Consider the following 24,330-nt stretch of genomic DNA (forward strand, 5'->3'; position numbering starts at 1 on the left):
CGGCAGCCCTTCACCCGTGCTGCCGGATAACCTTGTGCAAGGATTCAAGTGTTCATGAAGATTTCGTTGCCACGTAAAGCGGGTTGCCTGTCGCTGTTGATCGGCCTGATGGCCGGGGCCGTACAGGCCGCGCCCACTCCCGAGATGAGCCTTGGGCGCTGGGCCGAAAGCGAGCCGTTCAAGGCCCAGTCCGTGGGTTTTCTGCCTGGCAGTGACGGGGCGAAACGCCTGGCCGCCAGTGTCAAATCCGGCCTGTTGCTGCTCGATGACAAAGGGCGCCAACTGGCCCGGCTGCCGGGTTCCTATCAGGCGCTGGATAGTCGCCAGAGCGGTGAAACGGTATGGGTTGCGACACTGGACAATCTGCGTCAGCAACCGATGCTGAGCCACATCGATCCGGCAAAGAACCAATGGTCAAAGCCTGTTTACCTGCCAGCACGGGATTACTCGGTCACCGGCCTGTGCCTGTATCGCGATGAGGCCAGCAACCTGTTCCTGTTTCTGGTCGGCGACGAGGGCAAGGGTGAGCAATGGCTGGTCGGCAGCGGGGAGCATCTCAGCGAACAGCCGCGCCTGGTGCGCAACCTGCCGCTGCCGCCCAATGCGGAGTTCTGTCAGGTTGACGACGCGGCACATCGCTTGTTCGTCAATGAGGAGAACATCGGGTGGTGGGCTTACCCGGCGCATCCCGAAGCGGATGTAGCCCGAACCCCCGTTGCCTTGCGTGAGCCGTTTGGTGCAATCAGGCAGGCGGCGGGTGCCATGGCGGTCGTCCCCGGTGGTTTGCTGGCGCTCGATCCCAAGGGCAAGGCTTTGCATCTCTATCAACAGCAAAGCGACAGCGAGAGTTGGTCATCGGTGGCCGAACTGTCGTTGATGAACCTGAAAAAACCTGAAGGCCTGTCGATTCATGAAGGCTCGAGTGGCCTGCAATTGCTGCTCAACGATAACGACGGTGACCGCCTGTTTGAGGGAGAACTGAGCTGGAAGCCGAAACCGGTCGCTCTGGCTGCGCCGCTGCCCGGCGTGGCGGCTGTCGCTCAGAGTCAGCCGGTAGCACGCCAGGGCGATGCTGCGGACGATCCCGCGATCTGGATTCATCCGAAAAATCCGGCCCAAAGTCGCGTGCTGGGCACCAACAAGAAGCAGGGGCTGCTGGTTTATGACCTGAAGGGCAAGCAGCTTCAGGAACTGGCCGTCGGACGTCTGAACAACGTCGATGTACGGCCCGGCTTCATGCTGGGCAAGCAGAAGGTCGATCTGGCGGTGGCCAGCAATCGTGATCGCAACAGCCTGAGCCTGTTCAGCATCGACCGTAACAGTGGCGCGCTTCGCGAGGCGGGCGAAATTCCCACGCCGCTGGCGCAGATCTATGGCATCTGCCTGTTCCAGCCGGCCAGTGGCGAGCTCTATGCCTTTGCCAACGGCAAGGATGGCAGCTTCCTCCAATACCGGATCAGCGCGCCTGACGGCAAGGCCAGGGGAGAACTGGTGCGTAGCTTCAAGGTGGACAGCCAGCCGGAAGGCTGCGTGGCCGACGATCAGCGCCAGCGGCTGTTTCTTGGCGAGGAGGACGTGGGTGTCTGGGCGGTGGATGCCCGTGCCGATCAGCCCGCAACACTGTCCAGCGTGATCAAAGTCGGCGATGTGGTGCATGCCGATGTCGAGGGGCTGGCGCTGTATCAGAGCGAGCAGCATGACTATCTGGTGATCTCCAGCCAGGGCAATGACAGCTATGTGGTGGTGGATGCCGAACCGCCTTATGCGCTGCGCGGCGCATTTCGTGTGGGCCTCAATGCCCGGCTCGGGATCGATGGGACTTCTGAAACCGATGGCCTGGAAGTGACCTCGGCCAACCTCGGCGGCCCATGGAGCAAAGGCATGCTGGTGGTGCAGGACGGCCGCAAGCGCATGCCCGAACAGGCGCAGAACTTCAAATTCATCCCTTGGGCCGACGTGGTTAAAACCCTGGCTTTGCCGTAAGTCGTTTGTCATCAAGCGGTGATAAACAATCGATTCATACAGGCACTGACCTTGACCGGAAGGTGCCATACATCAGGAACTCAACGATGCACGCCACGCTAGAACACATGACCCTCTGGGGGCTGATCAGCAATGCCAGCGTACTGGTCCAGGCTGTGATGCTGACCTTGTTGATGGCTTCGCTGACCAGTTGGTATCTGATCATTCAACGCAGCCTTGCCTTGCGTCACGACGAACATTCCATGGACGCTTTCCAGCAGCGCTTTCGTCGCGAACCGGAACTGTCGCCGCTGTACGGCGAGGCCACTGAAGCCCGTGATCGAGCCAACGGCATCCAGCAGATTTTCCAGGCAGGTTATGCCGAGTATCAGCAGCTCAGGCATCGTCCTGATATTGAGCCCGATGCCGTGTTGTCCGGCGTCGAGCGCTCGCTTCAGGTGGCGATCAGCGAGCAGGAACTGCAACTGGAAAAGGGGCTGCAGTTTCTTGCCACGGTGGGTTCGGTCAGCCCGTATATCGGCCTGTTCGGTACGGTCTGGGGCATCATGAATGCTTTTATTGGCCTGTCTCAGGTGCAGCAAGCCACGCTGTCCACGGTCGCGCCCGGTATTGCCGAAGCCTTGATTGCGACCGCCATCGGCCTGTTCGCCGCCATTCCTGCCGTGATTGCCTACAACCGCTTTGCCGCACGCGGCCAGACCCTTGCGGCTCGCTACTACAGCTTCGGCAACGAATTGCAGGTGCGTCTGAACCGGACCCTGCAAGGCCTGACTCGCAACATGGCCGCTGCGGCCTGAGGGACTTTCCATGCTGGTCAAACCTCAACGCAAACATGGTCCGAAAGCCGAAATGAACGTCGTGCCCTATATCGACGTCATGCTGGTGCTGCTGGTGATTTTCATGGTGACCGCGCCGATGCTGACCCAGGGCGTGAAGATCGAACTGCCGAAAGTTGCCAGTGAGGCGCTGCTCACCGACACCAAGCAGCGCATCGTGACCTTGTCGGTCAAGGCTGAAGGCGGTTACTACTGGAACCTCGGGGAAAACGTCGACACCCATTCGCAGACCGATACCGCTGCCAGTCTGGAAGACATGCAAGACCGCATTGCCCGACTGGTGGCCGAACGTGCAGATACCCAGGTGTTCATCCGCGCAGATGACAAGGCCGATTACGGGCGGGTGGTTGCCGCCATGGCCGCTTTGCAGCACAGCGGCGTGACTCATCTGGGACTGGTGACCGAGGCCCCGCAATGACCACCATGACACTGGAACTCGAGTCTCGTGGCTCCAGGGCCATGGACTGGAGAAAGCTATGCCAGAACGGACTGGCGGCCGCCATTGCTTTTGGCCTGCATGGCGCGGTACTGGGCGCATTGCTGTTCGGCTGGAGCCTTCAGGAAAAACCAGCCGAACCCGTCAGAACGATGGCTACTCAGCTGTTCATCCTGCCACCCGAACCGGCACCTGCACCTGCACCTGCGATGATTGCGCCTGCGCCCGTCATTGAGCCTGTGGTCGCCAAACCCATCGAGGCGCCCAGGCCACAGGTCGATACTCAACGCCAGGCCCGCCAGCTCGAGCAGGCCGCACTGGCGCGCAAGCGCGTCGAAGAGCAAAAGCGCGAGCAGCGGCAACACGCTCAGGAAGTCGAGCAGCAGCGTGTGGCGCAGCAGCAGGCCGAGCACCAACGCCAGGCCGAGCAGGCCAGGCAAACCGCCGAACGTGCCCGTCAGGTCCAACAACAAACGGCGGCTGCCGCCGACAGCAGCCAATACCAACCTCTGAGCAAGGAAGCTCCCGACTATCCCCAGCGTGCACTGGACAAAGGTATCGAAGGCGACTGCACCGTCATCTACGACGTTTCACCTCAGGGGCGCGTGGTCAATCCACAGGTCCAGGGCACCTGTCATCCACTGTTTATCAGGCCATCAATGACTGCGGCTGAAACCTTCCGGTATCAGCCGCGAATTGTGGAGGGAAGGGCGGTGACTGTTTCGGGGGTGAAGAACACGTTTCATTACCGGATCAGTCAGTAAAGCGGTGTTCCGTTTCAAGCCTACCGCGTAATCACCAGCACCCAAGGCCCCCAGCCTTCGACCTTCGCCCCATGGGGTTGCGCCATTGCGCGCAATGCGGCTTCGGGGTTGCTGGTGTCATAAACGCCGGTAATACGTTTATCGGCCAGTTGCAGGTCTTTGATCCAGAGGGTTCCGGGCAGGTAGCGGCGCAGTTCGTCCACCACGTCGGCCATGCGGGCGTTGTCTGCGATGAGCTGGCCGTTGCGCCAGGTGGCGATGCGGTTGGCAGGCAGGGTTATCAGTTTGATCTGGCCGTTGCTGCGGTTGAAGTCCAGTTGCTGACCTGCGGTCAGGCCTGGATTGAGGATCCGGTTCGAGCCATGTTCGGTGACTTTTACCGATCCGTGCTGCACGCCCACTTCGATGTTCTTCTTTTCCAGGTCGACATTGAAGGCTGTACCGGTCACGGTCACATCAAGGTCTTGTGCGCGTACATTGAAGGGCTTGCTGCGATCAGGCTTGACCTCGAAAAAGGCTTGTCCGCACAGCAGGCGAATATCGCGGCGGGTGGCCGTGAACTCAAAGGCAATGGCGCTGTTGCTGTCGAGCACGGCACGGCTGCCATCCGGGAGCTGGATTTCGCGGCGTTCGCTGGCGGTCTGGAAGTCCGCCTGCAAGGCTGTGTTTAAACTGGGAGCCACGGCAGCCACCAGGCAGGCGGCCAGAGCCCCGCCAACAGCCCAGCTCAAGGTACGTCGGCGTCTTGGGCGGGCGGCGAGATGAGCTTGTGGTGCAGGAGCTGTCGCTACAGGTGGAACCGGAGGCCATTTATGGGCTGTTGCCGGAGCAAGCTGGCCGGTCAGGCCCCAGACGCGCTCGGCCTTTAGCAAGGCTTCGGCATTTTCCGGTGCGGCCTGTAGCCAGTCCTGAAGTTCAGTCTGCAAGCCGGCATCGTCGGGCGCCTCTCGGACACGCATCAGCCAATCCAGGGCAATATCCAGACGAGCTTGGCGAGGTTCGGCTTGCGGCATGTCCGGCAAGACTCCAGCGGTAGAAAAGGCGTGGGAGGGTCGCACACTATGGCTCCCTTCTGCAAAAGACGTTTGGCTCGTGTTTTTTTTCAGATTTTCCTGAAAATTCTTTGAACGGGGCTCAGCCATTGCCTCGCTCCAGCCAGGCTGCGCAATGACTCAAGGCATCATGTACCAACTGGTGAGTCAGCCCGACCGAGATACCCAGAGCTGCTGCGATCTGTTGCAGGGTGTAGCCACCGAGACGATGCATCTCGAAAGCCATGCGGGTTCGCTCCGGCAATTGTGCCAGGGCATCGGAGACTTGTTGCAGCTCATCATGGCTGACCGCTTCCTGCTCGGGGGACGCAGTAGCGGCTGGTAGCTCCGCCAGCAGGGTGTCGCCGTCGGGCTGGCGTTTTTCGGTCGCAATACTGCGTGTCAGGTCCAGGGCCAGGTTTCGTACGATTCGATACAGATAGCCGACCGGATGGTCGATGGTGGTGTCTTGATTGGGGCGACCATTGAAACGCAGCCAGGCTTCCTGGACCACATCTTCGGCGCGAGCACGGCAGCCTACGATGGGCGCGGCATAGTCCACCAGGGCAGAGCGATGCGCCATATAAAGGTCGAGTTTGCTGGCGGACGAATCCACGGAGGTTAGTGCTCGTATCGCGTGGGGAGGTGCGACATGTCCTGCCCGAAAGTGGGCATGCTACCTGTTTTCGATAATCATTATCAAATGCGATTTATGTCTTTCTGCCACTGCATTGTCAGGGGCGCAGCCTTGCACTGAGCCCCTGATTCCGGACTTCAGAAGATATAGTCGGTGGTCAGGAAGCTGGACTCCCGGTTACGGATGATGTCGCTGATCAGTGTCTTGTTGCTGTCCTGGAACTTGGTCGCTACCAGCGTACGGATCGAGAACACGCGCAAGGCATCGTGAACCGACAGGGTGCCCTCGGCGGAATTCTTGCGGCCATTGAACGGGTACTGGTCCGGGCCTCGCTGGCATTGGGCGTTGATATTGATCCGGCCCACCTGATTGGCAAAGGCATCCACCAGTCGTCCGACCTGGGTTGAGTCATTGCCGAATATGCTCAGTTGCTGGCCGAAGTCGGAGTCGAGCACATAGTCGATCACGGTTTGCAGATCCCGATAAGCGACTACCGGCACGACCGGGCCGAACTGTTCTTCGTGGTAGACGCGCATGTCCGGTGTCACGGGGTACAGCAGGGCAGGGTAGAAGAAGGTTTCGCTGACGTCTGCGCCGCCTTCATTGACGACTCGGGCACCCTTTGCAGTGGCGTCGACAACCAGGCCTTGCAGGTAGTCAGTCTTGCCTGGCTCCGGCAGTGGCGTAAGGGACACGCCAGGCTCCCAAGGCATGCCGGGCTTCAACTGTGCCAGCTTCTGCTGGAACTTCTCCAGAAAACCATCCACCACATCCTCATGAACGAAGAGGATCTTCAGGGCTGTGCAACGTTGACCATTGAAAGACAGCGAACCGGTCACCGCTTCGTTGACGGCGTTATCCAGATCCACATCGGGCAGCACGATGCCGGGATTTTTTGCATCCAGCCCCAGCGCGGCACGAAGGCGGTGAGGGCGGGGATGCAGCTTTTTCAGGTCGCTGGCGGCCTTGTTGGTGCCGATAAAGGCAAAGATGTCGATCTTGCCGGTGGCCATCAAGGCACTGACCGTTTCCCTGCCGCGCCCGTAGATCACATTGATGACCCCGGCCGGAAAGCTGTCCCGAAAGGCTTCAAGCAGCGGACGAATCAGCAGCACGCCGAACTTTGCGGGCTTGAAGACCACGGTATTGCCCATGATCAGGGCCGGAATGAGGGTGGTGAAGGTTTCGTTGAGCGGATAATTGTAAGGCCCCATGCACAGCGTCACGCCAAGCGGTACACGACGGATCTGGCCAAGGGTGTCCTGTTCCAGCTCGAAACGACTGGAGCGGCGGTCCAGTTCTTTCAGGGCATTGATGGTGTCGACGATGTAATCGCAGGTACGGTCGAACTCCTTTTCCGAGTCCTTGAGGTTCTTGCCGATCTCCCACATCAGCAGATTCACCACGGCCTGGCGTTGTTCACGCATGCGTTTGAGGAACGACTCTACATGCTGAATGCGCTCCACCACACGCATTGTCGGCCAGCGACCCTGGCCACGATCATAAGCCTGAACCGCAGCATCGAGTGCCGTCATGGCCGTTTCTGCATCCAGCAGCGGCGTACTGCCCAGAATCACCGACTCAAGCCCCGTTTCACTTCTCAGACAAACCGGACTGCGCACTGGGGCCAGTGGCCCTTGCCATGATTGCAGGACGCCATTGACCAGATATTCCCGTTGCTCGATTGCCGGGCCTGTACGGTACTGTTCCGGGATGTCGTCAGCGGTAGGGAACAGCGTTTCAAGACGGTTGGCCTGGGTCATCTCGTTCTCCTTTCTGTGATAAGCGTGCGGGGCAAGCGAACACACTACGCCACAGCAAACCCGCGACGAAACCCTGCGCCTGCAAATGACTGTTTATGCTCAATATTTTTTCAAGGGGATGCTTGACTTACCTATTTTAATCAGTAAGATAGCCCTCATTCCGCGATAGCTCAGTTGGTAGAGCAAGTGACTGTTAATCACTGGGTCCCTGGTTCGAGTCCAGGTCGTGGAGCCAGAATTTCAGGATGTAAATCAAGGTCTTGCGTCGTTTCTGCTGAAAGCGCATACCAATGACGGCTGATACGTCATTGGGCTTTCAGAAGTGAAAACGTCCAAGACCTTGTTTTTTTACATCCGGAAACAAAGTCGCACTCCCTATTTTGACGATCCGGCGCCGTCTCTAATCAATCGATTTAGAGGCTTGCATCATGAGAATCGTATCCATCTTCAGGTGCTTTACGCTATCGGCCCCCCTCGCAAAGGCAAGTCCTGCAGGGGATTGGCGTTTGCTTTCTGATTCGCTTTTCAGCCATCGCTTCAAATGATGCTTCGGCCTTTTCTGTATTTTTTGGGGTGTGGTCACCGTTCCGGCCGAGGATCCCCCAGTTGCGTGTTGTTGCAGCTCTTCCGGTAATGCATGCACACGGCCCGCATGGTTTCACGTGCCATAAGCACTGAGAAACCTTCATCAACTCTAACTGACACCCTGGGGCTGAAATATCTAAAAACACATTTTCTTGAGAAGTGTTGTACGACGTCTAATAAGTTGTGTTCGACTGCTGTCGATCCAACAAAAACAATAATGGAGACATCCTCTATGGCAAGCATTCCTTCCGTCGAAGGTCAGGCATCCGGGCGCGCGCAAAATCGTTTTACACGAATGCTGAAACTACTGGGCCCCGGCATCATTGCCGTACTGTCCTGGCTAGGTGCAGGTGACCTGATTACGTCGTCTGTCGCAGGAGCGAATTACGGTTACGCGATGATGTGGGTGTTGGCGGTTTCTCTGCTGCTCAGATATCTGATCGTAAACATCATTGCTCGCTTCCAGTTGTGCAACAACCAAGGCATGACAATCCTTCAGGGCTATGCGCAACTGAATCCCTTTTTTGCCTGGTTCATGCTTGTTTATGCCTTGCTGATGGGGCATTTGATGAATGCCTACATGATCAAAGGGGCAGGTGAGTCGCTGGCGATGCTGTTCAAGATCGACCACCCATTGCTCTGTTCGGTTGCGGTGGTGCTGGCTGTCTGGATGCTGGTCGGTCGTAACATCTATTCAATGATCGAAGGCGTGATGAAGCTGTTGCTGGCGGTCATGACCCTGGCCTTTATCGCCCTGGCTGTCATGTCCGGCCCGGATGTTGTGGGTATCGTCAAAGGCACCATCGGTTTCAGTATCCCGCCGGATGAAGGTGTGCATGGTGCGCTGTTGGTTGCGGTGTCGGTGATCGGCGCGGTTGCAGGTTCCATTGCAAACTTCGTGCATCCCTATGTCATGCGCCAGAAGGGCTGGGTAGGGCCGCAGCACAAGCGTGTTCAACGTAACGATTTATTGTTTGCCGTGTGCGTCGGGATCGTCATTAACCTGGCCATCTGGATTGTCGGAGCGGAAATTCTGCGACCAAACGGTATCGAGGTGAAGACTCTGGGGGACTTGGGCAAGGCGCTGGAAATGTTCTTTGGCCCCGCTGGTTGGTATGTGTTCTTTATCGGCGTATTCGCGACCCTGTTCGCCAGTATTTCAGGAAAAACCACTGCATTCCCGATGTTGATTACCGATGCGCTCCAGCATGTTCTTCCTGCACGTCGCGAGAAGTACGGTAAAGAGTTTCACCATGACCCCATGCACAAGTGGTTCATGCTGTTCATTCTGGTGACGCCATTGATCTGGTCGCTGCCAGGCATGCCGGATTTCGTGACCTTGACCATCGGGGTCAGTGCGCTGAATATCATTGGTTTGCCGGTCATTTCGCTGGGCCTGCTGATCATGTCCAACCAGAAGTCGCTGCTGGATAAGAAATATCGCAATAACCTGTTTGAAAATATCGCATTGCTCTTCGCAACATGCCTGGCGCTCTGGGTCGCTTTCCAGTTGGGTGTCGATCTGTTTGCCTGATACCGAGTTGCCGAGGAGGCTGATTGCCTCTTCGGTTCTCGGCTTCTCGTTCTTGGAGTTTCGTCAGGGGCTGAGCTTGCAATGTGCGGATACTGGCCCAGGCTTCTGACTGGTGCAGAAGCCTGGGTCTTCAGGGCTCAGACCTGAAACTTGGCCACTTCCCGTTGCAGGCCCGTCGCGAGGTTGTCCAGGTTGCTGCTGGTCTTGAGCAGTTCCTGAATCGATTGGTTGTTCTGTTCGGCCATTTGCGCCGAGCGTTCTACGCTTCGGGCCACGTCCTGGCTGGCGGCAGTCTGTTCGCGAAGGGCGAAGGAAATCTGATCGACTACATGCAGTACTTTGCTGGAGCTGTCGCGGATTTCGATGATGGCCTGGCCGGCAGTTCCGGCCATGGTCACGCCCTGGTTCACTTCCTCTACGCCATTGCGCATGGTTTCTACCGTTTCGCGAACCCCAGCCTGAATCTTCTCGATCATGCCTGCGATTTCCTTGGTCGACTTGCCGGTGTTCTGTGCCAGCAGGCGCACCTCATCGGCAACCACTGCGAAACCGCGACCTTGTTCTCCGGCACGGGCTGCTTCGATGGCGGCATTGAGTGCCAGGAGGTTGGTCTGGTCTGCGATGCCTTGAATCACGCCGATAATCGACGAAATGTGTTCCGAATGCTGACCAAGATCGGCGACCTGGGCAGATGAATGCTGTACCGTCTTGGCTATGCCGCTCATGCTGGAAAGCGTGTTTTCGATGACGTGTGCACCTTCCCTGGATTGCTGTCCCGAATGGCTGGCGATCTGGTGGGCTTCATCGGCGTTTTCGGAAACATGATGGATGCTTACGGTCAGCTCTTCGATGGTGGCGGCCATCATCGAGGCTGATGTCGATTGTTCCTGAATGGCTCCGGACAATTGTGTGGAGGCACCTGAAATCTGTTGCACGGCAACGACCAGTTGATTCGCCGCCTGGTTTATCTGCTGGATCGTTTCGCGCAAGCGATTCTGCATGCGATCGAAGGCTTTCGGCAGTTCGTCATGACTGCTGGTGTCGATGGCTGTATCCAGCTTGCCATTGGCAATTGCGGTGGCAGCATCGATGGCCATTTGCAGGCGCGCCGTGGTGCTGCGCCCTAGGGTGGCAGCCAGAAAAAGAGAGAGTGCGACGGCGGCAAGGCCTCCCCAGATCAGGATCATGAGGGCAAGCTCCTTCGAGCTCTTCATGTGCTGGCTTCTTTTTTCCAGCAGTTGGTTCTCTGCTCCTTTGATCTCGGCCAGGGTGGCGCGCATGCTGTCCATCTTGGCTTTGTCGGCACCTGACGTAATGCGCTTGTCCAGTTCATCGTCGGGCATGTCGCGTGCTGTCAGGTCCTTGCGCAGCGCAATGATTGGATTGATATCTTCGTTTATCCAGCGTTTTTGGGTTTCCTCCAGCAGGGCGAGGCGCCGTTGCTGATCCGGATTGTCAGCTGTCAGCTGTTTGAGTGACTGAAGCTTTTCAGAGAAGCTTTTTTCTCCCACGATCAACGGTTCCAGAAACGAATCCTTTGAAGAGATGACGAAGCCTCGCATGCCGGTTTCGATGTTGACCAGTTGTTCAAGGGCCAGTTGCGTATCGCTGAGGACCTGATAGGTGTGAATATTGCTGTTCGTGGCATCCTGGACTTGCTCAAAACCCCGATAGGCACCCACCACCAATATGGAAATAATGACGCTGACAGTAGCGAAACTTAAGTAAAGTTTCTGAGAAATGCTGAGTTTTTTAAACATGGGCTACTCCTGAGTTAGCCATTGTTGGTGGGGGTGCTTGGTTTTTTCATTAATTTGATGGTGGGGGGGCGGGCAACGACTTATTATCGTCTGTCTGGCTGTTAACTTTAGAGCAGGAATGGAGGGATTTTGTATTGTCCCAGGAGTTGGGGGCATAAGGATTAAAACAAGAATTTTAGTTTTTATTCAATAAGTCATTGATTTATGGTGGTTGTGGAGTGGGTGTCGCTTGCTGAAGAGAAAGTTTGCGGCATTCATTTGGCTTGATATCAGGGCATGGTCTTTTTAATTTTCCTTCAATTAGATCGAGCAATACCTTGTCGACTTGCTCGTACTTCCTTGTCTCGTGCACTAACCGGTTTCTCCGTAAGTTATATATGCTCGGTTCTGGTGCGCCAACTTAGTTGTCAGTTATCGGCTGTCTGCGGTGCTGAAGATGGGTTGGCTTGAGTGGTAGCTGGTTTGATGATTTTTTCCGGTCAGGATTTTGTGCTGTTTTTATGTTTTTATGTTTTTATTTTTGTCAAGTAAAATATTATTCATGTGTCTCTGTATATAAATATTCATGATTCCGAGGATACATTCTCCCACGGCAGCCAGCTCTGCCAGCAAGAAAACAAAAAGCCTTACTCGCATCAACTCAATATCAAGCTATCGAGAGGAAGCATCATGAATCGAGTAACAGGTAAGTCCGTATTGAAAAAGCTCATGGTCACTACCGCAGCCGTGATCGGTTTGCAAGGAATGGCGTTTGCTGCTGTCAGTCAGCAACCTGTTTCTGTCCAGGAAGGTAAATATGCCCAGGTCCAGGCTCGGGATGCGGCCAAGGCCGGAGTCAGGAGCTCCACGGCGATGCCGCTGCAGGTCGCCAGTCGCCTGAGCAGCAGTGGTTTGCGCATCAACAAGGCGTGCGATGATACCGGGCTGCCTTGCCGCTGAAATGTCGTAATGGAAGCTGCAGTCGCGCGCTGAATGTGTGCGGCTGCAGCAAGATCTGTCATTTGCGTGATGGTCTGCGTCACGTGCCTTGCACCCGTCCCTCAACCAGCTCAATCAACAACCTCACCGGCTCGCTCAAGCTCTCTCTGGTCCGATGCACCAACCCCACATCGCGATGAAACGTATGCGCGCCTAAATCCAGCGCCCGCACTTCGGCAGGCCATTGCCTGTGATCGGCTGTTTGCGGAACCAGTGCCACGCCTAGGCCATTGGCGACCAGTTTGATGATGGCTTCCAGTTCGTCCAGCTCGCAGGCTTCGCGCAGGGTGAAGTGCATCTGGCGCAGGAAGCGGTCGACCTGTCGGCCGCCGAACGAGGTGCGGTCGTAGCGGATCAGGGGCTGGGTGGACAGCAGTTCGGCCCAGTCATCGCCGGGTAGGTGGCTCGGGGCGATCAGGCGATAGGGTTCGCTGGCCAGGGCGGTCCAGCGCAGGTCGCTTTGCAGTGCGAACGGTGGACGGATGATGGCGGTCATGTCGATCTCGCCAGCATCCACCAGGTTAAGCAGTTGCATGGAGACGCCGGGTATCACGCGGGTGCGGCACTGTGGCCATTGGCGGTGAAAGGCTGCCAGTGCGTCGGGGAGCAGTGAGCGCTGGACCGAGGCAATTGCGCCGATGTTGACCAGTACGCTCTCGGGTTGTCCGCTGGCTGTCGAGCCAAGGTTGTTGTAGAGGCGGATCAGTTCCTGGGCTTGCAGGAGGGTCTGATGTCCCATTCGATTGAGCTGTGCCGAGCGGCCCTTGCGGTCGAATAGCTGATAGCCAAGTTCGGTTTCGAGACGTTGCATCTGTGCGCTGACGGCGGCCTGAGTCAGGCCTATGCGGTTTCCGGCGGCGGCGAAGGTGCCTTCCTGTGCGACTGCGACAAGGGTCTTCAGCTCACGAATCATTGATAAATCTCTTTTGTATATCTGAGAAATATATATTGATTTTATTGTTGGGTCGCTACTTCTATGATTTCTCCAGTACATAAACAACGGGAAGCAAAACCTTCCGGTTGATAAAAACCAAGAGCCTGGAGTTTCTGATGAGTCTTTCTCCCTTTCACCTTGCGATCCCCGTTTACGATCTTGCGGCTGCGCGTTCCTTCTATGGTCAGGTTTTTGGTCTGGAAGAAGGGCGCTCCAGCGATCATTGGGTCGATTTCAATTTCTATGGCCACCAACTGGTGATTCACGAAGCGCCGAAGAACGCGGTGCAGGAAAGTGCGCATAGCAATCCGGTGGACGGACATGACGTGCCTGTTCCGCACTTTGGCATCGTATTGCAGTGGGAGCAGTGGGAAGCGCTTGCCGAGCGTTTGAGGTCGTTCGAGACTCGTTTCGTGATCGAGCCTTACATCCGGTTCAAGGGGCAGGTGGGTGAGCAGGCGACGATGTTTCTGCTGGACCCTTGTGGCAACGCACTGGAGTTCAAGGCGTTCAAGGATATGGGGCAGTTGTTCGCGAAGTAGGAGTCAGGAGGGAAGGTAGGGGAGGCGGTAAAGCGGTATTTCCCGGCTGCAGAAAAAAGCCCCATCAAACCAGGTTTGATGGGGCTTTGGCATTACAGCGCCATATCAGTCGCTGCGTTGCTTTCGCGTGGCTTGGCAGGTGTTGCTGCCGGAGCCGGTGCTGCAGCGCCAACAGCTGGAGGTGCTGGAAGTTGCAGGATTTCGCTGGTGTAAGCCCATTCCTTGGCAACCTGATCAGGATGATCGTTCAGCTTGGTGCCGTAGCTTGGGATGATCTGGTGCAGCTTTTCCTGCCAGGCAGGGGTTGCAACCTTGTCTTTGAAGACCTTCTCGAGAACGCCCAGCATGATCGGAGCTGCGGTCGATGCACCTGGCGATGCACCCAGCAGGCCGGCAAGGCTGTTGTCCTTGGCGCTGACAATCTCGGTACCCAGTTTCAGGACGCCGCCTTTCTCTTCATCACGCTTGATGATCTGAACGCGCTGACCTGCCTGCCACAGACGCCAGTCTTCTTTCTTGGCGTTAGGGAAGTATTCTTTCAGGGCTGCGAAGCGATCGTCATCGGACTGCATCAACTGGCCGGCAAGGTACTCAACCAGTGGGTATTCCTTGATGCCGACTCGGGTCATTGGCCAGACGTTGTGCAGGGTGGTGCTGGTCAGCAGGTCCAGGTAAGAGCCTTCTTTCAGGAACTTCGTGGAGAAGGTCGCGAATGGGCCAAACAGGATAACGCGCTTGCCATCCAGTACGCGGGTGTCCAGGTGAGGAACCGACATCGGAGGTGCGCCAACCGAAGCCTGACCATAGGCCTTGGCCATGTGCAGGTCAGCGATCTGTGGGTTTTCGGTCACGAGGAATGAACCGCCGACAGGGAAGGCACCGTATTCCTTGGCTTCAGGAATACCGGACTTTTGCAGCAGGTGCAGTGCACCGCCGCCCGCGCCGATGAATACGAACTTGGCGTCGGTTTCGGTTTCTTTACCGTCTTTCAGGTTCTTGTAGGACACGCGCCACGAGCCATCAGCATTACGCTTGATGTCTTCGACTTCGCTCGACAGTTGCAGATTGAAGTTAGGCTGGTTTTTCAGATGGCCCACGAACTGGCGAGTGATTTCGCCGAAGTTCACGTCGGTACCGATCGGAGTCCAGGTCGCCGCGATTTTCTGGTTCGGGTCACGCCCTTCCATCATCAGCGGAACCCACTTCTTGATCTGCTCCTGATCTTCGGAGTACTGCATGGCGCTGAAGAGAGGGTTGACCTTCAGGGCGTCATAGCGGCGTTTCAGGAACGAGATGTTCTTTTCGCCCCACAGGAAGCTCATGTGCGGGGTGTAGTTGATGAACGAACGCGGGTTTTTCAACACACCGTTCTTGACCTGCCACGCCCAGAACTGGCGGGAGATCTGGAAGGATTCGTTGATTTCGATGGCCTTGGAGACGTCGATCTTGCCGTCTTTTTCTGGCGTGTAGTTCAGCTCGGCCAGGGCAGAGTGACCCGTACCGGCGTTGTTCCAGCCGTTCGAGCTTTCCTGGGCTACACCATCAAGACGTTCAACCATTTCGATCGACCAGCCTGGCTCCAGCTCATTGAGCCAGATACCCAGGGTCGAACTCATTATTCCTCCCCCGATGAGCAAAACGTCTACTTTTTTTGCTTCAGCCGCATGCAAGGGCATGAGACCCATCGACATAGCCAGCCCCAGCAGAGCCGTGTTCATTTTCTTCAACATACTGTGATCCATATGATAAACGCCATCCGCCCTCAGGTTCTGTAGCAGGAGCTTTGGCGTGTCGCATGCTATGCCGCATGCGACAAACTCTCGCACCCACAAGGACTAGAGGTGGACATACAAGGCCAATACAATAACGCTTTAGACCTCACTTTCTATGTCCTCCTGCGCTGACTTCTTATCATCATTGGCTTCAGCGGCTTGAGTGACACATAGTTCTGTTGGTATGGCTCCATGCGCAGCGAAGACATCCTCCCTGCACGCGCAAGCCATGCCCATCAGCTTCCTCACGGAGTTCCGACACGGAGTCGGTATTCATAGACACGTCTGTGGTGTCTTGTCCGTCATCAAGGCTGCTGCGACATGCTACGGTGACCTGCGTGTCATAAGCTCATCATCGTCAGACTCGGCGAGGGCGCGCATGCTGCCATGTTCTGGCTGGCGCTCCAAGTCGGCGATGACGCTGCATTTTCGCATAATGTGAACCTCTGGCGCGAGGTGCCATCACGTTCTAGAGCCTTATCCTGCCTACTCTGTCGTGCCTGATGTCATCCAGAAACTGCTTTTTGCGCGCCGTTCACGTAACGATCAGTACGTTTTCCTGCTATCGATAGCACGCTAAATATTACTGAATGTATCCAGTATTGCGGTCTGATCGGCGATTGGCCGGGCACACAAAGGCGTTTTTTTGCCCTTTGCGGCGTCTGAAAGCGCCTGTCTTTCTTGTTTCGGCCTGTCTGGTCCGAAGTTTAGGGCTGTTTTCTTCGCCGTGACGCGCTGACTGATGACGCAGGTTATCTGGGGTCGGTCAGGGTCAGCCCGTTGGGTGGCAGTGGCAACGCCGTTTTGTAAAGCACCTGCTTGAGAGCGAAGCTGGAACGGATATTCGCGACCCCCGGAATCTTCGACAGGTGATCCAGGATGAAACGTTCCAGGTCCTGAATATTGGCCACCAGAATGCGCAGCAGATAATCGGCATCTCCGGTCATCAGATAGCATTCCATCACTTCCGGGCGGTCGGCCACAGCCTGCTCGAACAAGCGCAAGGCATTTTCGACCTGTTTTTCCAGGCTGACATGGATGAATACATTGAGATGCAGGCCCAATACCTGAGGGTCCAGCAGCGTCACCTGGCCTTTGATCAGGCCCGCTTCCTCCATGGCCTTGACCCGGTTGAAGCAGGGCGTGGGCGAGAGGTTGACCGAGCGTCCCAGATCCGCATTGGTGATCCCGGCGTCCTGCTGCAGCGTGTTCAGAATGCTTATATCGGTTCGATCCAGTTTTTTCAAAAGAATAAACCTCTGCAAAATCGTGATTTGGCAGAGATTACATCTTTGATCTGATGGATTGATAGCCAAGAAGGGAGAAACTTTCTCCCGATACGCCAGTTAAAATTTTTCCCTCGAAGCACTCGTTCAGAAGAGGGAAACCATGTCAGACGCAAGCAAGCACAGTGCCCTGGTGAACGACCCGGCTCATGCGCAGGGCCTGGTGTCTTCGCCCAAGGCCAAGGGTGTGCTTTTGCTGATCATGGCGATCCTGATCTGGGGTGCCAACTGGCCGGTCATGAAGGCGGGCCTTGAGCACATCACGCCGGTCTGGTTTTCGACCCTGCGCTTTGCGAGCGGTGCAGCCTGTCTGCTGGCATTGCAACTGGTGACCGGCAAGCTGCGGCTGCCCACCCGGCAGGATCTGCCGCTGATCCTGAGTGTCGGTCTGCTGCAAATGCTGACCTTTACCGTGCTGGGCGCGATTGCCATGACTCAGGTGCCGGCCGGGCGCTCTGCCGTCCTGGCCTACACCACGCCCTTGTGGGTGACGCCGATTGCCGTCATGTTCCTGCGTGAAAAACTGTCCACGCGGCAACTGATCGGCACACTGCTGGGCGGCGTCGGTGTCTGTGTCCTGTTCAATCCCCTGACGCTGGACTGGGGCAACGGAGCCCTGGTGAAAGCCAATCTGATGCTGCTGGCGGCTTCATTCTGCTGGGCAATGTGCATCCTGCATCTGCGCTACTCAAAGAACACCGCCAGTGCTTACCAACTGGCCCCTTGGCAGATGCTGGTTGCCACCATTCCCCTGATCGCGCTGGCTTACTTCACGGAAGGGCCATTCACTGGCGATGGCTCGAGAACCCTGTGGGAGATCCTGATTTTCATGGGGCCTCTGGCAACAGCGTTCTGCTTTTGTGCGGTCAATGCGGCCAGCATGTGGCTTTCCAGCACCAGCATGTCGACGGCTATGCTCGGTGTACCGGTCGTGGGGTTGTTGATGTCGGTGGTCTTCATGGGCGAGCAACTGACGATGACGTTGATTGTCGGGATCATGGCGATCATCGGCGGCATCCTGATCGTGACGGTCAAACGTTCCAGCGCAGCCTGATTCACCGATTAATGAAACTGGCTCATGGCGGTTAGCGGATTCAGCCGACTAATCACTGTCTCTTGAGGTTGATAGATTGGGCGTGTCGTGTCACCGCAAAGGGATTCGGCACACTCGACGCAGCCGCTTACAGAGTGGGCATGAGCCAGGCACTCTCTGATTGAAGTCCCTCATGCCCCGCGGAGCGCTCATCCATATAGATGGAGGACTGTCTTTGAAGACGCTCGCAGCAACAGCACTTTCCCTTTCTCTTCTGGCTGCCGAGGCCCATAGCGAGACGAGTCCGGTTGTGACTGTCACTCAAAACGGCTCTCAGCCTTCGGCCAAGGGGCCAACGGATTACTTCACCGGCCAGGTGCGCGTGGATGCTCCTTTCAAGGGCACAGGCGATGCACGCGTCAGTGGTGCGACAGTCACCTTCGAGCCGGGCGCTCGCACGGCATGGCATACCCATCCACTGGGTCAGACCCTGATCGTCACTGCAGGTACGGGGCTGGTCCAGCAGCAGGGGCAGCCGATCAGGACCATCCGGCCTGGCGATACGGTATGGATTCCACCTCATACCCGGCACTGGCATGGCGCGACGGCGAAAACCGGCATGACCCACATCGCGATTGCCGAGGTTCTGGATGGCAAGGTCGTGGACTGGATGCAACAGGTCAGCGATCAGGAATACGCTCAGGCGACTGCGCTGGATAAGTGATTATCGAGCGTTTGGAAGATCCTGCCGAATCTGTTCCGGCGTATCAACGTCGCGCACGGTGCCGGGATCATCGGTTGCCATGAGGTCGCAAACCGAGGCATTGGCTGTCAGCAGTTTTCTGGCACCCTGATCGCCTTCGAGCAGCAGCAGTTCTGGCCATAATTGACGACCGATGATCACCGGATGGCCGCGCTGTCCTGCATACACCGGCTGTGCGATCCGCTGCGGGTCGGCCAGTTGCACAAGGCTTCGCAGGGTCGCCGTTTGCAGCCAGGGCATGTCGGCAAGCAGGATGGCGACTGCGATGGCGGGCGAGGGCATCAGTGCTTCGATGCCGCTGGCCAGGCTGTGTCCCATCCCCAGATCGGCCTGTTCGCTGCGCACGATGCCGACATCGGGCACAATCCCCAGCGCTTGCGCATCGTCATCGTCGCGCAGCACCACCCAGACCTCATTGAAGGACTGTCTGGCAGTGTCGATGCTGGCTTGCAGCATGCTGCGCCCGTCGGGCAGCAGCGCCCGGCGCTTGTCGTCCGCAAAGCGTCGGCTGCGTCCGGCAGCCAATATGAGGCCGATTACGTGGGGTGCAGACTCATTCATCCGGAGTCCTTGAGAGCAGGAACAGAGTTGAACAGGCATCATAGAAGACGCACAGGGATTCATTAAGCCCGCAAGCGGGATGCTGTCATGAGCTGTTTTCATGAATAGGCAGATGGTTTTGTATGGACAGTGTGGCCGTTCTGTCTGAAAGATGGAAATTCATGACCAAATCACAATATAGTCACTATTTATCAATCAAGGTCACGCAAGCCAGGCTGGAAAAATGACTGAAAAACAGAATGTATCCCCTTCGCGTGGTCCTTTGGATCATAACGTTCGTGACCAGATCGTCGAAGCCGCCACCGAGCACTTCGGCCATTATGGTTACGAGAAAACCACGGTGTCCGACCTGGCCCGTGCCATCGGCTTTTCCAAGGCCTATATCTACAAGTTCTTCGATTCCAAACAGGCTATCGGTGAGGTGATTTGTACCAATCGTCTGGCCGCCATCATGGAAATCGTCAATGCCGCCGTGGTGGATGCGCCGACCGCTTCCGAAAAGCTGCGACGAATGCTCAAGGCCTTGGTGGAGGCGGGCAGCAGCCTGTTTTTTCATGATCGCAAGCTCTTTGACATTGCCGCTGTTTCGGCCAGGGATCAGTGGCCTTCGGCGCGTGGGCATGAAGTGCGGCTGCGGCAGTTGATCGAGCAGATTGTCCGGGAAGGCCGGGAAGCGGGCGAGTTCGAGCGCAAGACGCCGCTGGATGAGGTGAGCAATGCCATTTATCTGGTGATGTGGCCCTACATCAACCCCGTGTTGTTGCAGTACAGCCTTGATCGTGCCGAGGAGACAACCGTCCATCTGTCGGCATTGATATTGCGCAGCATGGCGCCTTAGCTTGAAGTTGTGACTATTGACTTAATTGGTCACTAGAATGAGAATCTGGCTCTGGATCATCTATCTGAGCCCGTGCCCTCATGTCCCGTCGCCGATCTGCTGTCGTTGCCTTTTGTTTGCTGCCGCTCTTCCTGACAGGGTGTGGCGACTCCTCCGTCGCCCCTGATCCACGCCTTCAAGCGCCGCTGGTCAGGGTCGCTGCGGTTCAGGAATCAACGGATATTTCGCGTTCCTTTACCGGCACCGTTGCGGCGCGGATTCAGAGCGATCTGGGTTTTCGTGTCTCGGGCAAGGTGCTTGAGCGCCTGGTCGATACCGGCCAGAGCGTCCGGCAAGGTCAGCCGCTGATGCGTATCGACCCGGTAGACCTCGGCCTGCAGGCCAAGGCACAGCAAGACGCGGTCACTGCCGCGCAAGCAGTGGCCAGGCAGGCGGTCGACGACGAAGCGCGGTATCGGAATCTGGTCGCTACCGGCGCCGTTTCGGCTTCTACCTACGCCCAGATAAAAGCGGCGGCGGATTCGGCCAAGGCGCAACTCAGTGCTGCCCAAGCCCAGGCCAATGTGGCCCGCAACGCCACCAGCTATGCCGTTCTGCTGGCTGACGCCGATGGCGTCGTGGTGGAAACCCTGGCCGAGCCAGGTCAGGTTGTCAGTGCCGGGCAACCGGTGGTGAGGCTGGCGCGGGCGGGGCAGCGTGAGGCCATCGTGCACTTGCCCGAAACCCTGCGCCCGGCTGTGGGCTCCGTGGCACAAGCCACTCTGTATGGCAGCAGTCTCGGTGCAGTGCCTGCGAAATTGCGTCTGCTCTCCAACGCCGCCGATCCCGTGACCCGTACTTTCGAGGCGAGGTATGTGCTTGAGGGCGCGATGGCCAGCGCACCGCTGGGGGCGACGGTCAGTCTGCAGATCGCTTATGGCGCAGCGTCCGCTCAAGCTCTTCAAATCCCCATGGGTGCACTTTACGATCCGGGCACCGGCACCGGCGTGTGGACCATCTCCGGCAAGCCTTTGAAGGTGAGCTGGCAACCCGTTCAGGTGCTTGCCCTGCATGACGATGTGGTACGGATAACCGGCAATCTCAAGGCCGGCGAGCAAGTGGTGGCATTGGGAGCCCATCTGCTGCATGACGGCGATCAGGTCCGGCTGAGCGAAACACTGGATACCAGAGTCGTCGGGAGCCAGCCATGAGCGAGGGGCGTTTCAATCTGTCGGCGCTCGCCGTTCGCGAGCGCTCTATCACGCTGTTCCTGATCTTTCTGATTTCCGCTGCCGGGATCCTGGCCTTCTTCGGCCTGGGACGTGCGGAAGACCCGCCGTTCACGGTCAAGCAGATGACGGTGATCACCGTATGGCCGGGTGCGACGGCGCAGGAAATGCAGGATCAGGTCGCCGAGCCGCTGGAAAAGCGCCTGCAGGAACTGCGCTGGTACGATCGGTCGGAAACCTACACGCGCCCGGGCATGGCTTTCACCATGCTGTCGCTGCTCGACAGCACGCCACCTTCGCAAGTGCAGGAAGAGTTCTATCAGGCGCGCAAGAAGATCGGTGACGAAGCCAGGCTCTTGCCGACAGGTGTCATCGGTCCCATGGTCAATGACGAATTTTCCGATGTGACCTTCGCGCTGTTTGCCCTCAAAGCCAAAGGCGAGCCGCAACGGCTGTTGGTGCGCGATGCCGAGTCGCTGCGCCAGCGTCTGCTGCACGTGCCGGGCGTGAAAAAGGTCAACATCATTGGGGAGCAGGCCGAGCGCATCTTTGTGTCCTTCTCCCATGATCGCCTCGCGACGCTGGGCATTTCTCCTCAGGAGATTTTCTCAGCCCTGAACAGCCAGAACGTGCTCACCCCGGCCGGTTCGATTGAAACACTGGGGCCGCAGGTCTTTCTGCGCCTGGACGGCGCTTTCGACAGGCTGAAAAAGATTCGTGACACACCGGTTTCGGTGCAGGGCCGCACCCTGAAGCTGTCGGACGTAGCGACGGTCGAGCGCGGTTATGAAGACCCGGCGACCTTCCAGGTACGCAATAACGGAGAGCCAGCCTTGTTGCTGGGCGTCGTGATGCGCGAAGGCTGGAACGGCCTGGACCTGGGCAAGGCCCTGGACGCGGAAACCACGAAAATCAATGACGGCATGCCGCTGGGCATGACCTTGAGCAAGGTGACCGACCAATCGGTGAACATCAGTTCATCGGTCGATGAGTTCATGGTCAAGTTCTTCATCGCCTTGCTGGTGGTGATGCTGGTCTGTTTCCTCAGCATGGGCTGGCGCGTGGGTGTCGTGGTGGCGGCTGCCGTGCCTTTGACGCTGGCGGTGGTATTCGTGGTGATGGCGGCCACCGGCAAGAATTTCGACCGTATCACCCTGGGCTCGCTGATCCTGGCGCTGGGTTTGCTGGTGGACGACGCAATCATCGCAATCGAAATGATGGTGGTGAAAATGGAGGAGGGCTACAGCCGCATGGCCGCATCGGCCTATGCCTGGAGCCATACCGCGGCGCCCATGCTCTCCGGCACGCTGGTGACCGCCATCGGCTTCATGCCCAACGGTTTTGCCCAGTCCACGGCTGGTGAATACACCAGCAACATGTTCTGGATCGTCGGCATTGCGCTTATTGCGTCCTGGGTTGTCGCCGTGGTGTTCACGCCTTACCTGGGTGTGAAGCTGCTGCCGGAGCTCAAGCAGGTGGAGGGCGGTCATGAGGCGATCTACAACACGCCCAACTACAACCGTTTTCGCGGCTTCCTGAGAAACGTCATTGCGCGTAAATGGCTGGTCGCCGGTACGGTAATCGGGGCCTTTGTGGTGGCGATTGTCGGTATGGGGCTGGTCAAGAAACAGTTCTTCCCGACTTCCGACCGGCCGGAAGTGCTGATCGAAGTGCAGATGCCATACGGCACCTCCATCGAGCAGACCAGCGCTGCTGTTGCCAAGGTCGAAGCCTGGCTGCAAAAGCAGAAGGAAGCCCGGATCGTCACGTCTTATATCGGCCAGGGCGCGCCGCGTTTCTATCTGGCCATGGCGCCGGAACTGCCTGATCCATCCTTTGCCAAGATTGTGGTCCTGACGGACAGCCAGGACGCACGTGAAGCCCTCAAGTTCCGTATCCGTGAGGCGGCTGCCGAAGGGCTGGCGCCTGAGGCGCAGGTCCGCGTGACTCAACTGGTGTTTGGTCCGTATTCGCCGTTCCCCGTGGCCTATCGCGTGATGGGGCCTGACCCCTTGAAGTTGCGCGAAATCGCTGGCCAGGTTCAGAAGGTATTGCAGGCGAGCCCTATGATGAGGACCGTCAATACCGACTGGGGACCGTTGGTGCCGGTGCTGCATTTTTCGCTGGATCAGGACCGCCTGCAGGCCGTGGGTCTGACGTCGAATGCTGTCGCGCAGCAATTGCAGTTTCTGCTCACGGGTGTACCCATCACGGCGGTTCGGGAAGATATCCGCTCGGTGCAGGTGGTAGGTCGCGCAGCGGGTGACATTCGCCTCGATCCCGCGAAGATTGCCGGTTTCACCCTGGTGGGTTCGGCCGGGCAGCGTATTCCGCTGTCGCAGGTGGGCGATGTCGATGTGCGGATGGAGGACCCCATTCTGCGACGCCGGGATCGCACGCCCACCATCACGGTGCGCGGCGACATCGCCGAGGGCCTGCAACCGCCTGATGTGTCCAGCGTTGTCCTGAAACAGCTGCAACCGGTCATCGACACGCTGCCCGATGGCTACCGGATCGTGGAGGCAGGTTCGAGCGAAGAGTCGGCCAAGGCCAGCAAGGCGATGCTGCCGCTGTTCCCGATCATGATTGCACTGACCTTGCTGATCATCATCCTTCAGGTGCGGTCGATCTCGGCCATGATCATGGTGTTTTTCACCGCACCGCTGGGGTTGATCGGCGTGGTGCCGACTCTGCTGCTTTTCCAGCAACCCTTTGGCATCAACGCCCTGGTGGGCCTGATCGCGCTGTCGGGGATCCTGATGCGCAATACCCTGATCCTGATCGGCCAGATTCAGGACAACAAGGCCCAGGGGCTCGACCCTTTCCGTGCCGTGGTGGAAGCCACCGTGCAGCGTGCCCGTCCAGTGCTGCTGACGGCGCTGGCGGCAATCCTGGCTTTCATCCCGCTGACCCATTCGGTGTTCTGGGGAACGCTGGCCTACACCCTGATCGGCGGCACCTTTGGCGGCACCATCATGACGTTGGTGTTCCTGCCTGCCATGTACGCCATCTGGTTCAGGATCCGTCCTGATACCGGGCCAACCGAAAAGACAGCATGACCCGTGTCTTGCTGCCGATTGTGTAAT

The 24,330-nt window shown here is 57.6% G+C and carries 20 protein-coding genes and 1 tRNA gene; 13 read left to right on the forward strand and 8 right to left on the reverse strand.

The annotated features are described in order from the left end of the window. Positions 1-54: 54 nt before the first annotated feature. The 4 genes from KGD89_RS10370 (at position 55) to KGD89_RS10385 (ending at position 4,019) form a co-directional block, all read left to right on the forward strand. The gene (locus KGD89_RS10370; protein ID WP_025259714.1) at positions 55-1,983 is read left to right on the forward strand and encodes a phytase; all 1,929 of its coding nucleotides are present in this window, start codon (positions 55-57) and stop codon (positions 1,981-1,983) included. 86 nt (positions 1,984-2,069) lie between these two features. Further along, the gene (tolQ, locus tag KGD89_RS10375) at positions 2,070-2,780 is read left to right on the forward strand and encodes a protein TolQ (RefSeq protein WP_025259715.1); all 711 of its coding nucleotides are present in this window, start codon (positions 2,070-2,072) and stop codon (positions 2,778-2,780) included. Positions 2,781-2,790: 10 nt separating this feature from the next. Beyond that, entirely contained in the window at positions 2,791-3,237 is a 447-nt protein-coding gene (gene tolR, locus KGD89_RS10380) for a protein TolR (RefSeq protein ID WP_025259716.1), read from the forward strand. After that, positions 3,234-4,019: an energy transducer TonB gene (locus KGD89_RS10385; protein WP_025259717.1), complete on the forward strand. Its 786-nt coding sequence runs from the start codon at positions 3,234-3,236 to the stop codon at positions 4,017-4,019. Before tolR ends, KGD89_RS10385 begins: the two co-directional genes overlap by 4 nt. A 20-nt stretch (positions 4,020-4,039) precedes the next feature. Here KGD89_RS10385 and KGD89_RS10390 read toward each other — a convergent pair whose 3' ends face one another. The 3 genes from KGD89_RS10390 to KGD89_RS10400 form a co-directional block, all read right to left on the reverse strand. Beyond that, positions 4,040-5,077: a FecR family protein gene (locus tag KGD89_RS10390; protein WP_236249375.1), complete on the reverse strand. Its 1,038-nt coding sequence runs from the start codon at positions 5,075-5,077 to the stop codon at positions 4,040-4,042. A gap of 76 nt (positions 5,078-5,153) precedes the next feature. Beyond that, positions 5,154-5,666 carry a sigma-70 family RNA polymerase sigma factor gene (locus tag KGD89_RS10395; RefSeq protein ID WP_025259719.1) on the reverse strand — a complete coding sequence of 171 codons (513 nt, stop codon included), beginning with the start codon at positions 5,664-5,666 and terminating at the stop codon, positions 5,154-5,156. Between the two features lie 158 nt (positions 5,667-5,824). Next, complete coding sequence (locus KGD89_RS10400; protein ID WP_025259720.1) at positions 5,825-7,450, reverse strand: NADP-dependent glyceraldehyde-3-phosphate dehydrogenase; 1,626 nt, start codon at positions 7,448-7,450, stop codon at positions 5,825-5,827. A gap of 159 nt (positions 7,451-7,609) precedes the next feature. On the opposite strand from KGD89_RS10400, the gene KGD89_RS10405 reads away from it, so the two are divergent. Both KGD89_RS10405 and KGD89_RS10410 read left to right on the forward strand, forming a co-directional pair. Then, positions 7,610-7,685 (forward strand) — tRNA-Asn (locus KGD89_RS10405). Positions 7,686-8,267: 582 nt separating this feature from the next. Continuing rightward, complete coding sequence (locus KGD89_RS10410) at positions 8,268-9,569, forward strand: Nramp family divalent metal transporter (protein WP_025259721.1); 1,302 nt, start codon at positions 8,268-8,270, stop codon at positions 9,567-9,569. A 137-nt stretch (positions 9,570-9,706) separates the two neighbouring features. On the opposite strand, the gene KGD89_RS10415 is transcribed toward KGD89_RS10410, so the two are convergent. Beyond that, complete coding sequence (locus KGD89_RS10415; protein ID WP_450091417.1) at positions 9,707-11,167, reverse strand: methyl-accepting chemotaxis protein; 1,461 nt, start codon at positions 11,165-11,167, stop codon at positions 9,707-9,709. Positions 11,168-12,025: 858 nt separating this feature from the next. On the opposite strand from KGD89_RS10415, the gene KGD89_RS10420 reads away from it, so the two are divergent. After that, positions 12,026-12,268: a hypothetical protein gene (locus KGD89_RS10420; protein ID WP_025259723.1), complete on the forward strand. Its 243-nt coding sequence runs from the start codon at positions 12,026-12,028 to the stop codon at positions 12,266-12,268. Positions 12,269-12,347: 79 nt separating this feature from the next. On the opposite strand, the gene KGD89_RS10425 is transcribed toward KGD89_RS10420, so the two are convergent. Continuing rightward, complete coding sequence (locus tag KGD89_RS10425; RefSeq protein WP_025259724.1) at positions 12,348-13,220, reverse strand: LysR substrate-binding domain-containing protein; 873 nt, start codon at positions 13,218-13,220, stop codon at positions 12,348-12,350. A gap of 137 nt (positions 13,221-13,357) precedes the next feature. Between KGD89_RS10425 and KGD89_RS10430 the strand changes: the two genes are divergently transcribed. Then, positions 13,358-13,783, forward strand: coding sequence for a VOC family protein (locus KGD89_RS10430; protein ID WP_025259725.1), 426 nt, complete (start codon positions 13,358-13,360; stop codon positions 13,781-13,783). A 92-nt stretch (positions 13,784-13,875) separates the two neighbouring features. On the opposite strand, the gene mqo is transcribed toward KGD89_RS10430, so the two are convergent. After that, the gene (gene mqo / locus KGD89_RS10435; RefSeq protein ID WP_025259726.1) at positions 13,876-15,513 is read right to left on the reverse strand and encodes a malate dehydrogenase (quinone); all 1,638 of its coding nucleotides are present in this window, start codon (positions 15,511-15,513) and stop codon (positions 13,876-13,878) included. Positions 15,514-16,307: 794 nt separating this feature from the next. Beyond that, positions 16,308-16,802, reverse strand: coding sequence for an Lrp/AsnC family transcriptional regulator (locus KGD89_RS10440; RefSeq protein ID WP_025259727.1), 495 nt, complete (start codon positions 16,800-16,802; stop codon positions 16,308-16,310). A 142-nt stretch (positions 16,803-16,944) separates the two neighbouring features. Between KGD89_RS10440 and KGD89_RS10445 the strand changes: the two genes are divergently transcribed. Both KGD89_RS10445 and KGD89_RS10450 read left to right on the forward strand, forming a co-directional pair. After that, positions 16,945-17,895 carry a DMT family transporter gene (locus KGD89_RS10445; RefSeq protein ID WP_025259728.1) on the forward strand — a complete coding sequence of 317 codons (951 nt, stop codon included), beginning with the start codon at positions 16,945-16,947 and terminating at the stop codon, positions 17,893-17,895. Positions 17,896-18,109: 214 nt separating this feature from the next. Further along, positions 18,110-18,598 carry a (R)-mandelonitrile lyase gene (locus tag KGD89_RS10450; RefSeq protein WP_025259729.1) on the forward strand — a complete coding sequence of 163 codons (489 nt, stop codon included), beginning with the start codon at positions 18,110-18,112 and terminating at the stop codon, positions 18,596-18,598. Here KGD89_RS10450 and KGD89_RS10455 read toward each other — a convergent pair whose 3' ends face one another. Then, on the reverse strand, positions 18,599-19,198 hold the full coding sequence (locus tag KGD89_RS10455; RefSeq protein WP_025259730.1) for a nucleotidyltransferase family protein: 600 nt from the start codon (positions 19,196-19,198) through the stop codon (positions 18,599-18,601). A 223-nt stretch (positions 19,199-19,421) separates the two neighbouring features. Between KGD89_RS10455 and KGD89_RS10460 the strand changes: the two genes are divergently transcribed. From KGD89_RS10460 to KGD89_RS10470, 3 genes are all read left to right on the forward strand, one after another. Further along, entirely contained in the window at positions 19,422-20,036 is a 615-nt protein-coding gene (locus KGD89_RS10460) for a TetR/AcrR family transcriptional regulator (RefSeq protein WP_025259731.1), read from the forward strand. Positions 20,037-20,116: 80 nt separating this feature from the next. Further along, positions 20,117-21,226 (forward strand): efflux RND transporter periplasmic adaptor subunit, encoded by a 1,110-nt coding sequence (locus KGD89_RS10465; RefSeq protein WP_025259732.1) that lies wholly within the window; start codon positions 20,117-20,119, stop codon positions 21,224-21,226. Further along, complete coding sequence (locus KGD89_RS10470; protein ID WP_025259733.1) at positions 21,223-24,303, forward strand: efflux RND transporter permease subunit; 3,081 nt, start codon at positions 21,223-21,225, stop codon at positions 24,301-24,303. Before KGD89_RS10465 ends, KGD89_RS10470 begins: the two co-directional genes overlap by 4 nt. Positions 24,304-24,330 lie beyond the last annotated feature (27 nt).

The organism is Pseudomonas cichorii, from assembly GCF_018343775.1.
GTDB lineage: Bacteria > Pseudomonadota > Gammaproteobacteria > Pseudomonadales > Pseudomonadaceae > Aquipseudomonas > Aquipseudomonas cichorii.

Bases quoted from the DNA above. Each gene is read 5' to 3' on its own strand.
- KGD89_RS10370 (WP_025259714.1), top strand. From the start codon at position 55: ATGAAGATTTCGTTGCCACGTAAAGCGGGTTGCCTGTCGCTGTTGATC.
- tolQ (WP_025259715.1), top strand. From the start codon at position 2,070: ATGCACGCCACGCTAGAACACATGACCCTCTGGGGGCTGATCAGCAAT.
- tolR (WP_025259716.1), top strand. From the start codon at position 2,791: ATGCTGGTCAAACCTCAACGCAAACATGGTCCGAAAGCCGAAATGAAC.
- KGD89_RS10385 (WP_025259717.1), top strand. From the start codon at position 3,234: ATGACCACCATGACACTGGAACTCGAGTCTCGTGGCTCCAGGGCCATG.
- KGD89_RS10400 (WP_025259720.1), bottom strand. From the start codon at position 7,450: ATGACCCAGGCCAACCGTCTTGAAACGCTGTTCCCTACCGCTGACGAC.
- KGD89_RS10410 (WP_025259721.1), top strand. From the start codon at position 8,268: ATGGCAAGCATTCCTTCCGTCGAAGGTCAGGCATCCGGGCGCGCGCAA.
- KGD89_RS10425 (WP_025259724.1), bottom strand. From the start codon at position 13,220: ATGATTCGTGAGCTGAAGACCCTTGTCGCAGTCGCACAGGAAGGCACC.
- KGD89_RS10430 (WP_025259725.1), top strand. From the start codon at position 13,358: ATGAGTCTTTCTCCCTTTCACCTTGCGATCCCCGTTTACGATCTTGCG.
- mqo (WP_025259726.1), bottom strand. From the start codon at position 15,513: ATGTTGAAGAAAATGAACACGGCTCTGCTGGGGCTGGCTATGTCGATG.
- KGD89_RS10445 (WP_025259728.1), top strand. From the start codon at position 16,945: ATGTCAGACGCAAGCAAGCACAGTGCCCTGGTGAACGACCCGGCTCAT.
- KGD89_RS10455 (WP_025259730.1), bottom strand. From the start codon at position 19,198: ATGAATGAGTCTGCACCCCACGTAATCGGCCTCATATTGGCTGCCGGA.
- KGD89_RS10460 (WP_025259731.1), top strand. From the start codon at position 19,422: ATGACTGAAAAACAGAATGTATCCCCTTCGCGTGGTCCTTTGGATCAT.
- KGD89_RS10465 (WP_025259732.1), top strand. From the start codon at position 20,117: ATGTCCCGTCGCCGATCTGCTGTCGTTGCCTTTTGTTTGCTGCCGCTC.
- KGD89_RS10470 (WP_025259733.1), top strand. From the start codon at position 21,223: ATGAGCGAGGGGCGTTTCAATCTGTCGGCGCTCGCCGTTCGCGAGCGC.